The organism is Erwinia sp. OLFS4 (assembly GCF_002752165.1).
Lineage (GTDB): Bacteria > Pseudomonadota > Gammaproteobacteria > Enterobacterales > Enterobacteriaceae > Izhakiella.
In genome coordinates this window covers 20,797-27,756 of sequence record NZ_MOMB01000069.1, presented here as the reverse complement: position 1 = coordinate 27,756, position 6,960 = coordinate 20,797, and the positions used below count along the sequence as shown (strand labels likewise).

The window sequence follows — 6,960 nt, the reverse complement described above, 5'->3', positions numbered from 1 at the left end:
AGCATCTGACGGGCAAAATTTTCACCCAACGCATTGAACGTAATAACCTGACGCTCCGCACCCGCATTAAACGGTTGGCTCGTAAAACAATCTGCTTTTCGCGCTCAGTTGAGATCCACGAAAAAGTCATTGGAGCGTTTATCGAGAAACACATGTTCTACTAATTGGAGGCATCACCCGTATTTTTTATTGCTTTTTGTCAGCTGGTCTGACGGCAGGATAAAAGCGTTTTCTTCGAGTCTGCTGTAGTCACAACAAGAGCACTGTGTGTAATGACAGCTTAGCCCATCCACAGTAGCATTCAGCTGTGCGGGATTATACAACTGCCCATTCGGACGGACTGGCATAACGGGCTAAGATTTATTCAAGAAATAACAGATTAATAAGGATAAAGAAAACTGTAGCCGGAATCCAGACTGGTATCATTTCGATATAAGGATAGGCCCCCGACTGTATAGGCCACCGATAACGAAAGAGATACGTAATGATTAATATTCCGGTCTTTATGGTGAATTTACCCATTGATTCAACTGGCAATGGCACATCATGACAAATACTGGCATGCAGCTGTGGATCATCTGGTTAGTCTGGATTTTATGGATCCTGGATGTATTATTTCCGGAAGTGAGTCTTCTCAAAGAGAGCGCGATTCTCATCACTGGGATAGCGCTGTTTTTATTTATTTTTTCATTGTTAAGAAAAGGTTTTTTTATGCGTTTACTGAAAAGAGAAAGCAAAAAAGCTGATGATTCTGTTCAGGGTAAAATGCCAGAAAAAGCGCTGACGGACAGTGCGTTAATCCCGCCAGCAGCCGGGTCGTTATCCGCCGGGGATGCAGACGTACTGAAGCCGGTCAGAACCCGGAAAGACACGTTTATTTCTCCGGAAGCACGTCTGAATGGCAACCTGGAAGCACAGGGTAATATCGTGATTGAAGGGCAGCTGGATGGCAATATCTACAGTTCACATCAGGTGCGAATTGAGTCTGGCGGGCGAGTTACAGGGGATATTCATGCGCAGCATATAGTCATCAATGGCGATGCAAAAGGCAATTTTCATGCCGAAACGCTGACCCTCCAGCCAGAAGGGCGCGTTGAGGGCACCATCTATTCTGATGGTCTGGTTATTGAGAAAGGTGGGGTATTTATTGGTCAGTCCAGTTTAGGGCAATCAGAAACAAAAGCTGTTGCTGGCAAGGGTATTGTCAAACCCATTACAGCGGCGCAGGATCAGAAATCGTCCAGCGCGCCGGTGGCAATTATTAATACTGATCATCGCCCCGATGAAAAAGGCCACAGTTGAACGTATCCACTCTGTTCAGACAAAAAGGAACGGTTAAGTAACCATTGTTTTTTTGTGAGGATTTTCCTGTCATCAGCGGGTAAAAACCCTGTTGTTATAAATTTTGTTGTACGCTGATGGCAGCGTCGAAACGGTAATGTAAATATACTCACCTTTGGCTGAACGCCAGTTCAGCAATGACAGGCTAATAATTTGTTGCCCGCCAGTCAAAAAACCGCAAATGTCACCTGCGGAATAAATGTTATTTTTACCGCGAAAAGGCTGTTGGAAAAGTAAAATATTTTATTTTTCGCTAAGAGCAACTTGCGGGGGAAGTAATTGTGTCAGATGGCATTTTCTACCATTGGCGAATATATTGAAAACAATCAGCCATCGCGCTGATGATAATAGTAAATTATTTTTTGTCACGGGCAGGCGCGGATCTATTTCTCTGCAAAAAATGGAACCCAGCGGTTATGTTAATAAAAAATAGCAGCAACAGATGGTGCCGTTGCGACCAGGCCTGAGGCCAGCCGTTAAGCTGCGGGAACGGTCATCAGACAGTGTGTTCTTATGGCATGTTGCGGGTGCAGGAGAGACCAGACTGCCTTCCGCCGGCTAAAACAACCACAGTATGGTGGTACTGTTTTGACGCTGTTTGAAGATGATTAAGGTCTTTGAGTTGTCATCCGGTAAGGCGACAGCCTTTTGAGTGTAAACTACGTTGCGACGGCGATTTACCCAGATTCCTGACTGATGTATCCAGGGTAAATCATGAACTGTACTGGCGTGTAACGCCGGGACTCGATACGTGATACCTGGAGTGATAGCCAAAAATGAACAGGTTTAAGTAAGCATTACAACAACAGGCGAACAGTATACCGGCTTTTTTTTTATATCTCATTTGATACACTTCTTTTTTCGTCACTATCTGATTGCTTCATAAAGCCAGCAGGTGGATGATTCACCAATAACGCTAACGCACAAACGGTTAAATACTGAACCATCGATAAGTGGTTGTGGCCAATTCGATCGTGATCATATAGCGACAGTGGTAAAGTTCAGGCTGTAAAATACATAGTACGAAAGATTGTGAAATACTCACTGTACTTAAAGGTGATTTTATAACATCAGCATACTGGGAGCTGTAACCCAAGGGCGGTAGCTTTGCCTGTTGCTAATATAGTGAATACTCATTCTTTTCTCGCCGGGATCTCCCGGCCGCAATGTCAGGAATAGCTCAACGTTATGAAGATTTTAATTACTGGTGGTGCAGGTTTTATCGGATCAGCTGTGGTACGTCATGTCATCAATGATACCAGTGATGAGGTTGTTAATGTTGATAAGCTGACTTATGCGGGCAATCTTGAGTCACTGAAAACGGTAAGTGACGATCCGCGCTATGCATTTTGTCAGGTTGATATCTGCGATGGAATGGCACTGACTCAGGTTCTGGCTGAGCATCAGCCAGATGCCATCATGCATTTGGCCGCCGAAAGTCACGTTGACCGTTCTATCACTGGGCCAGCGGAGTTTGTACAAACCAACGTGATGGGAACTTATACACTGCTTGAAGCTAGCCGCCAGTACTGGATTACCTTGCCAGAAGCTCGTAAAAACGCTTTCCGTTTCCATCATATTTCAACCGATGAGGTCTATGGTGATTTGCCTCATCCAGATGAAATGGCAGGCGAGTTGCCGCTGTTCACCGAGACAACAGCCTACGCGCCAAGCAGTCCTTACTCTTCGACTAAAGCTGCGAGTGATCATTTAGTTCGTGCCTGGGGTCGCACTTATGGTTTACCTGTTGTGGTGACCAACTGCTCAAATAATTATGGTCCTTACCATTTCCCGGAAAAACTCATCCCACTCATCATCAGCAATGCATTAGAAGGTAAGTCTTTGCCGATTTATGGTAAGGGTGACCAAATTCGTGACTGGTTGTATGTAGAAGATCATGCTCGTGCCTTATATACTGTCGTCACTCAGGCAAAAACCGGCACTACATATAATATTGGCGGGCACAACGAGAAACAAAATATTGAAGTTGTCCTTAAGATATGTGAGTTGCTGGATGAGTTACGCCCGAAAGGGACGACTTACGCTGAACAAATTACTTATGTAGGTGACCGCCCGGGCCATGATCGCCGTTATGCTATTGATGCATCGAAGATTGAGCGTGAGCTGGGATGGAAGCCGCAGGAAAGCTTTGAAACTGGCCTACGGAAAACCGTGCAGTGGTATCTGGATAATCACGAGTGGGTTGAGCACGTTAAAAGCGGTGCCTATCAGAACTGGATTGAACAAAACTATGAGAAGCGCAGCTAATGAAAATCTTACTACTGGGTAAGAACGGCCAGGTTGGCTGGGAGCTTCAACGAGCGTTAGCACCATTAGGTGACGTGATTGCATTGGATCGCTATTCAACTGACTACTGTGGTGACCTGGCCAACCCGGAAGGTGTAGCCAAAACGGTTCGTGATATTAAACCTGATGTCATCGTGAACGCAGCAGCCTACACCGCGGTGGATAAAGCAGAGATTGACTTAAGCAATGCCGAGTTAATTAATGCCATCAGTGTTGAAGCGTTGGCTCGCGCTGCACGCGACGTGGATGCTTTACTGGTGCATTACTCGACAGATTATGTTTTTGACGGTAGCGGTGAACACCCGTGGAAAGAAGATGACATAACTTCTCCTCTCAATGTTTATGGCAAGACGAAGCGTCAGGGTGAAGTGGCTATCATCATGAACGCACCAAACTACCTGATTTTCCGCACCAGTTGGGTTTATGCAGTTAAAGGCAATAACTTCGCAAAAACCATGATCCGTTTGGCTCAGGAACGTGAAACGCTGGCAGTGATCAATGATCAATTTGGCGCGCCAACAGGTGCCGAATTGATCGCAGATTGTACAGCACATGTAATTAAATTAACGCTATCCCACCCGGAAAAATCAGGGGTGTATAACCTGATTGCCTCGGGGGTTACAACCTGGCATGCTTACGCGGAATTGGTTATTGGCTATGTACGCAATAAAGGATTGCCGCTGAAGGTAACTGCAATTAATACCGTTGATAGTGCTGCGTTTCCTACTCTCGCAAAGCGCCCATCTAACTCTCGACTTAACACTGGAAAACTGACCGCAGCATTTGATCTCACATTGCCGGAATGGCAGCAGGGTGTAATTCGTATGCTGGATGAGCTTTACAGCTGAGTTATGTTTGGTCTTGCAAAAACTCAAGGTTAATCGTTGTGAAAAATACAAAAGGAATCATTCTTGCCGGCGGTTCTGGTACCCGTCTTTACCCGGTCACGATGGCTGTCAGCAAGCAGCTGTTGCCTATCTATGACAAGCCGATGATTTATTATCCGTTGAGTACTTTAATGCTCGCCGGTATTCGCGATATCTTGATCATCAGCACGCCGCAAGATACGCCACGTTTTGAAAGCTTATTGGGTGATGGCTCTCAATGGGGTCTTAATCTGCAATATATCGTCCAGGAAAGTCCAGATGGTCTGGCCCAGGCATTTATCCTGGGAGAGGAATTTATTGGTGATAACAACTGTGCATTGATTCTTGGTGACAACATCTTCTATGGCCATGATTTGTATAAACAGCTTGAGAATGCCTGCAAAAAAGAGAAGGGGGCAACTGTATTTGCTTATCGTGTCCACGATCCAGAACGCTATGGTGTGGTTGAATTTGATAAAACCGGTAAAGCCATTTCGTTGGTTGAGAAGCCAACCGAACCTAAAAGTAACTACGCAGTCACGGGCTTGTATTTCTATGACAACAGCGTTGTTGAATTAGCAAAAAATCTGAAGCCCTCACCACGTGGCGAGCTGGAAATTACCGATATTAATAACTTCTATTTAGAGAAAGGTGAGCTCTCGGTATCTATTATGGGACGTGGCCATGCCTGGCTTGATACCGGAACGCACCAAAGCCTGATTGAAGCGAATAACTTTATTCAGACGATTGAAACCCGCCAGGGGCTAAAGGTAGCCTGCCCAGAAGAAATTGCTTATCGCATGGGTTTTATCGATGCCGATAAGCTTAAAGAATTGGCTCAGCCACTATTGAAAAACGATTATGGCAACTATCTGATGGCGCTATACAATGGAAAATTATAATGAAGATTATTGATACAGAAATTCCTGACGTAAAAATAATTGAGCCAGCAATCTTTGGTGATGATCGTGGTTATTTTTATGAGAGTTTTAACCAGCATGTTTTTAATCAAGCTGTAGGCAGGCATGTTGAGTTTGTCCAGGACAATCATTCAATGTCTAAAAAAGGGGTTCTCCGTGGTTTACATTATCAACTTCCCCCCCATGCGCAAGGTAAATTGGTTCGCTGCGTAGAAGGCGAAGTTTTCGATGTAGCTGTCGATATTCGCAAATCTTCCTGTACATTTGGACAATGGGTTGGTGTTCACTTAAGTGCTGAAAACCATCAACAGTTATGGATTCCGGAAGGGTTTGCACATGGCTTTCTTACAATAAGTGAACGAGTACAATTTGTATATAAAACAACAAATTACTATGCTCCTCAAGCGGAACGAAGCATTTCATGGAATGATACCGAAATTAATATAACTTGGCCTGAAATGGATTCGTATACCTTATCGGGCAAAGATGAAGTAGGACTATCTTTTAGCAATGCAGAGCTATTTGAATGATATGATTAATCACAAAAGAGTCGCCATTCTTCTTTGTACTTACAATGGAAGTGAATACTTAAAAAAACAGATTGACTCAATTGTTGGGCAAACAGAAAAGAATTGGGTTATTTTTGCCTCGGATGATGGTTCCAGTGATAACACATTAGATATTTTAAACGAATATCGAATTAAGTTAGGAAGTGAAAAATTCCATATTCTGAAGGGGCCTGGTAAAGGATTTGCCTGGAATTTTCTTTCATTATTAGAGAGTTGTGGTGAACATTTTGATTATTTTGCCTTTTGCGATCAAGATGATGAATGGATGCCTGAAAAGTTAGCAACTGGAATTTCGCGACTCTCTGCTGCTGAGTTAACTAAGCCTGCCGTCTACTGCGGAAGAACTCAATTAGTTGATAAGCATAATAATGACATTGGTAAATCACCACTTTTCACAAAACCACCATCATTCAAAAATGCTTTAATTCAAAGCATTGCTGGTGGAAACACGATGATATTGAATATCGCAGCCCGTAATATTGTTATTAAGACCCCTCGTTATGAAAAAATAATTTCCCATGATTGGTGGATTTATATCATTATTACCGCAGTGGGTGGAAATATTTATTATGATCCAAAGCCAACAATTAAATATCGACAACATACAGGCAATATTGTTGGTTCAAATATTGGCTGGTTTGCCCGGTTTAAGAGAGTTTCAGGTTTACTTGATGGGCATTTTAAAGGCTGGATTGATGCAAATATTCTAGCGTTAAAAAAAACCAACCAAGAGTTAACGCATGAAAATCAAATAATTTTGAACGAATTCGAAAAAGCCCGGGCAAGTGGTTTTTTTAAAAGGATAAATATTTTTCTTAAACTCGGGATCTATCGGCAAACATTTGCTGGAACGCTAGGTTTATTTGTTGCCATTCTATTAAAAAAGATGTGATTATTGAATATATATTTAAAGCTAAAGGTGGAATTTTGCAACAAGAGAAAATATACGGTACATCT

General features: G+C 43.2%; 7 protein-coding genes. All 7 read left to right on the top strand.

All coding sequences use genetic code 11. The annotated features are described in order from the left end of the window. A partial coding sequence (locus BL249_RS17390; RefSeq protein WP_241898819.1) for an IS1 family transposase occupies positions 1–164 on the top strand: 164 nt, incomplete at its 5' end. 382 nt (positions 165–546) lie between these two features. After that, positions 547–1,302 carry a bactofilin family protein gene (locus tag BL249_RS17385; RefSeq protein ID WP_099706635.1) on the top strand — a complete coding sequence of 252 codons (756 nt, stop codon included), beginning with the start codon at positions 547–549 and terminating at the stop codon, positions 1,300–1,302. A 1,227-nt stretch (positions 1,303–2,529) separates the two neighbouring features. Next, a complete protein-coding gene (gene rfbB, locus BL249_RS17380; protein WP_099706636.1) occupies positions 2,530–3,609 on the top strand; it encodes a dTDP-glucose 4,6-dehydratase in 1,080 nt (359 codons plus the stop codon). Continuing rightward, positions 3,609–4,496 (top strand): dTDP-4-dehydrorhamnose reductase, encoded by an 888-nt coding sequence (gene rfbD, locus BL249_RS17375; protein ID WP_099740119.1) that lies wholly within the window; start codon positions 3,609–3,611, stop codon positions 4,494–4,496. Before rfbB ends, rfbD begins: the two co-directional genes overlap by 1 nt. Before the next feature lie 38 nt (positions 4,497–4,534). Next, positions 4,535–5,416: a glucose-1-phosphate thymidylyltransferase RfbA gene (rfbA, locus tag BL249_RS17370; RefSeq protein ID WP_099706637.1), complete on the top strand. Its 882-nt coding sequence runs from the start codon at positions 4,535–4,537 to the stop codon at positions 5,414–5,416. Further along, positions 5,416–5,964 carry a dTDP-4-dehydrorhamnose 3,5-epimerase gene (gene rfbC, locus BL249_RS17365; RefSeq protein ID WP_099706638.1) on the top strand — a complete coding sequence of 183 codons (549 nt, stop codon included), beginning with the start codon at positions 5,416–5,418 and terminating at the stop codon, positions 5,962–5,964. Before rfbA ends, rfbC begins: the two co-directional genes overlap by 1 nt. A 1-nt stretch (position 5,965) precedes the next feature. After that, a complete protein-coding gene (locus tag BL249_RS17360) occupies positions 5,966–6,895 on the top strand; it encodes a glycosyltransferase family 2 protein (RefSeq protein WP_241898920.1) in 930 nt (309 codons plus the stop codon). Positions 6,896–6,960 lie beyond the last annotated feature (65 nt).

What these genes read in the sequence shown, in the direction of transcription:
- rfbB (WP_099706636.1), top strand. Translation starts at nt 2,530, where the DNA reads ATGAAGATTTTAATTACTGGTGGTGCAGGTTTTATCGGATCAGCTGTG.
- BL249_RS17360 (WP_241898920.1), top strand. Translation starts at nt 5,966, where the DNA reads ATGATTAATCACAAAAGAGTCGCCATTCTTCTTTGTACTTACAATGGA.
- rfbD (WP_099740119.1), top strand. Translation starts at nt 3,609, where the DNA reads ATGAAAATCTTACTACTGGGTAAGAACGGCCAGGTTGGCTGGGAGCTT.
- rfbC (WP_099706638.1), top strand. Translation starts at nt 5,416, where the DNA reads ATGAAGATTATTGATACAGAAATTCCTGACGTAAAAATAATTGAGCCA.
- BL249_RS17385 (WP_099706635.1), top strand. Translation starts at nt 547, where the DNA reads ATGACAAATACTGGCATGCAGCTGTGGATCATCTGGTTAGTCTGGATT.